The organism is Lutibacter sp. B1 (assembly GCF_012524075.1).
Lineage (GTDB): Bacteria > Bacteroidota > Bacteroidia > Flavobacteriales > Flavobacteriaceae > Lutibacter.
Map to the genome: position 1 here is coordinate 1 of NZ_JAAZUI010000051.1, position 3,757 is coordinate 3,757.

4 protein-coding genes are annotated in these 3,757 nt (G+C 38.7%); all 4 read right to left on the minus strand.

The window, feature by feature from the left end:
* Nucleotides 1-412: 412 nt before the first annotated feature.
* Nucleotides 413-1,702, minus strand: coding sequence for an APC family permease (locus tag HGB55_RS14485; protein ID WP_158210464.1), 1,290 nt, complete (start codon nt 1,700-1,702; stop codon nt 413-415).
* 2 nt (nt 1,703-1,704) lie between these two features.
* On the minus strand, nt 1,705-2,133 hold the full coding sequence (locus HGB55_RS14490; protein ID WP_168817718.1) for a DoxX family protein: 429 nt from the start codon (nt 2,131-2,133) through the stop codon (nt 1,705-1,707).
* 2 nt (nt 2,134-2,135) lie between these two features.
* Nucleotides 2,136-2,612 (minus strand): hypothetical protein, encoded by a 477-nt coding sequence (locus tag HGB55_RS14495; RefSeq protein WP_168817720.1) that lies wholly within the window; start codon nt 2,610-2,612, stop codon nt 2,136-2,138.
* 76 nt (nt 2,613-2,688) lie between these two features.
* On the minus strand, nt 2,689-3,507 hold the full coding sequence (locus tag HGB55_RS14500) for an AraC family transcriptional regulator (RefSeq protein ID WP_168817722.1): 819 nt from the start codon (nt 3,505-3,507) through the stop codon (nt 2,689-2,691).
* Nucleotides 3,508-3,757: the final 250 nt, after the last annotated feature.

The window sequence follows — 3,757 nt, forward strand, 5'->3', positions numbered from 1 at the left end:
ACAACTCATTTTTTAAAATCTATCCGTTTCACCTCTCATTTTTTTTGTTAAAAACCAACTCATTAAACTCTTTCTAAACTCATTTTATTTCTGACCGAAATTCATTCGAGCTATTTTTGCCAACGGTCAAGTATAAGCGTAGTGCGGGATTTCGGAGCGATTCATTGTCCACCTGCACCAAACTTTGATAGATGCCAAAATACTCAATTTTAGCCACTCAGCCCGCATTACGCTTATACAATGTTGTAGGTAGTGCTTTCTTTTTCGTCCGTGCGTTGGGGAAGACACACTTATTGACAAGCTTAGGATTGTGCGGCTGATTCGAGCGGCTTGGCAATGTGTGTGGCTGTCGAGCGTTGGCTTTGATATTAATGTCAATAGACATAATCCGAGGCTTTATTTTAGACGTTTATTAATCTTTGTTTCGGGATTTCAACTTTAAAGCAATTGAATGCCAAATCAAACCAACACCTAATAATGCAAGACCACCAATCCAAAAAGTGGGTTCAATCCAAAAGGCGAGAAACAGACATCCAAATAAGCCAAAAGCGGGAATCCAACGAGGATATAAGCGTAAGTCCGCAGGCATTCTCAGAGCCGCTAGATTAGTAATAGCGTAATAAATCAATACTGTAAACGCACTGAATGACCAAGTAAAAACAACATCTCCGCTTAACACCAATACTCCAATTATACCTCCTGTCACCCAAACAGCTACAGCGGGACTTTGAGTTTTGTGATTTATTTTGGACAATTTAGCAGGCAGGTCTTTTCTCCGTGCCATACTAAGAATTACACGCGACAAACCAAGCAGTAAATTAAGCACTACTCCTAACATAGCAGTAATGGCAGCAATAGTGATTACAGAGCCAATAACAGGTACTGAAAGTGACTGAGCAACTAACATCAATGGCGCTGCTTTTCCCTCAACGCTTAGACCAAATGCTTCCGCTCCCATAACATTTATCGCTGTAAGTGAAACGGCAAGGTAGAGTATTACAATAATTACCATTGCAAGAATAATGGCTTTGGGAATTGTAGTACGTGGTTCGGAAACCTCTTCCCCGAGTGTTGCAATTCGCCCATATCCGGTATATGCGACAAACATTAAAGCTGACCCATAGAGAATTGATGTAATAGAGGTGTCTTTTACAGAGTCAACAATTGGTTGAACAGGAAAGCCCTTAACAAAGAAACTGACAATTACGAGTGCAGCAAGTCCTAATAAGGTTGCAGAAACAATAATTATATTGGCCTGATTGCTTCGCCTAATACCACCGGAAACAAGTAATGTCATCACAAAAAGTAACAAAAGTCCGGCTCCTACAATGCCCACATTGTCAGCGTTTACACCAAAAGCATAAAATAGGTAGCCTACACACCCTAATACTGCGGTTGCAGCAGACGCTGATTTTGCTATCAAAAACATCCATCCTGCAGCAAATCCAAAATAAGAGTTTAGAAAGCGGTTTCCATACTCATATGTGCCTCCACTCACCGAATGTGCAGCAGCAAGCTGTGCACTGCTTAAACCATTGAAAGCTGCAAGTACAGCAGCGATTACCACTGCGATAATAATGCCACTACCTGCTATCTGGGTAGCAATGGCTATACTTACAAAAATGCCTGTCCCTACGATTGAACCCAAACCCATTAAAATGGCTCCTGGTGTTTTTAGTTCTCGTTTTAGTTCGTTTTCCATTTTTAATTATTTTTTTGAAATGTCGAGTCAAGCGACCATTTTCCACCACCTTTAATTATCAAAAACAGACTTCCTAAAAGCATTGCCCAATCGGTGCGGCTACCGTGCATCATTACCCAAAATCCGTCATTGACTAAAATTTCTGATTTTGTAGTAGCAATGGCAACCAACATTATTACGAGTGTTGGAACACTTGCTAATCTTGTCAGCAAGCCAAGTAAAATCAACGCACCACAAACAATCTCAAACGTGCCGACAAAAGCACCGAGAAATTCCGGTGACGGAAGTCCGATTTTTTCAAATCGTCCCGCACCACGAATAGCAGGAAATAAGAATTTTTGAATGCCTTCCGAAAGGAAAACCGCACCGACCATTAAGCGAATAATGATGGTGGTTTTTGAATAGTCTGAACTAATTATTTTTTGAAACATACTTATTTGCGAATTGGTGATTGTCTGTAAAGAGGTTTCTTTACTGTAAAATGTGGTACTTTTTCCATTGCGTGGCAACTGATACAACTGTTGGTCAGCACTTGGAAATTTTTGTTGAACACAATCGTATCTCTTTTTTCAAGTGCTTTTTCCATTTCTGGAAGTGCTACGGTTAAGAAATGCTCTGCGGATTTTGCACGTTTGGGTCTTCGTTCTAATCCGTTCTCTATCGCTTTTCGAATTTTCTCTAATTGATAGTCTGCATATTCCCAATTTTCGTCTTGTCCTGCCCAATACAGTTCCTGATAGCGATAGCCTGTTTCTACCATTGCCATATCAAAACCCCTGAATTGGTTTTCAATGGTTTCTAATTTTTCCTGTTCCGTTCCTTTTATCCATTTGCCTTGGGTATTTTGGTCTTGATTGTTTCCACAAGACAAAAGCAGAAGCAAAGCGATAATTGATATTGACCATTTCATATTTCGTGGATTTTAATGTCGTAAAATTATACAACACTCAATCAATAATATGGTCTATTTGAAAAATGTATGGTATTTAGTTGTTGTCGCTTCTAAAGCCTACTGGAGTTTGGTCAACGTGTCGTTTGAAGTATTTTGAAAAATGAGAATTGTCTTTGAAATCAAGTTTGTGAGCAATCTCGCTTACGGTAATGTCTGTGTAAAGCAAAAGTCTTTTTGCTTCATTGATGATGTGTTCGGAAAGTATCTCGGTAGAAGATTGTCCTGTTTCTTTTCTGCAAATTGCATTTAGGTTTTGAGGAGTGGTGTTCAACAATTTGGCATAATGGTTTACCTTGTTTGTGAGTTCATCTTCTTTGCTCAAAAGGTCAATGAATTTTTGAAAGATTGTGCTGTTGCCGTTTTTAGAAATATTTGGCGTTGCTGATTCAAGAAATTTTGCCAAAAGTGCTTTTAACAGTCCGTCTATTATCGGTTGATTTGGTTTTTTCTTTTGTTGATATTCATTTAGTAAAATATTGAAAATGTCAATAGCAGTATTGTCTTTGGGAAAAAGACAGGTTTGTGCACTCAATTCTGAAATCAGGCGTTTGATGTCCTTGTCCAAACAGTTATCAATAAAGGATTTTTTGATGATAAGTACAAAGCCTTGGGGTTCTGTTTTGATGTCCCAAAAATGAACCTGCTCTTTCCGGATAGTGAAAATTACAGGAGGTTTTATTTTATATTCTTTGGTGTCAATGGTGTGGGAACCTTTTCCTTTGGTCAGGTAAATTATTTCAAAATAACTGTTGTGTTTGTGTGGAGATGTTTTTCTGATATGCTGTCTGAACGGAGCAATTTTTAGTCCTTCGGTCTGTCTGGTTTTGTCTTTTATTTCGAGTTCTGTTTTCATTTATTGTATTGTCCGTCCGTGCGGTGGCAAAATTAGGCTCTTTTGGTTTTTTCAGCGTCGGCTTTGTGTGTTGGCAAAAACCAAATGTGCCTAATGTGCGGCTGGTTTTTTTGCATTACCTACAACGGGTTTGTATATGGCTTCGTTGTGGGAAAATCAGCGAGATTTTTCCGCCGAAGCAATTTTGATTATAAATATAAGGAATTTTTCAATTAAAAAATTCCGCCACAATGAGCTATATACGTTGTTG

What these genes read in the sequence shown, in the direction of transcription:
- HGB55_RS14485 (WP_158210464.1), bottom strand. Translation starts at nt 1,702, where the DNA reads ATGGAAAACGAACTAAAACGAGAACTAAAAACACCAGGAGCCATTTTA.
- HGB55_RS14490 (WP_168817718.1), bottom strand. Translation starts at nt 2,133, where the DNA reads ATGTTTCAAAAAATAATTAGTTCAGACTATTCAAAAACCACCATCATT.
- HGB55_RS14495 (WP_168817720.1), bottom strand. Translation starts at nt 2,612, where the DNA reads ATGAAATGGTCAATATCAATTATCGCTTTGCTTCTGCTTTTGTCTTGT.
- HGB55_RS14500 (WP_168817722.1), bottom strand. Translation starts at nt 3,507, where the DNA reads ATGAAAACAGAACTCGAAATAAAAGACAAAACCAGACAGACCGAAGGA.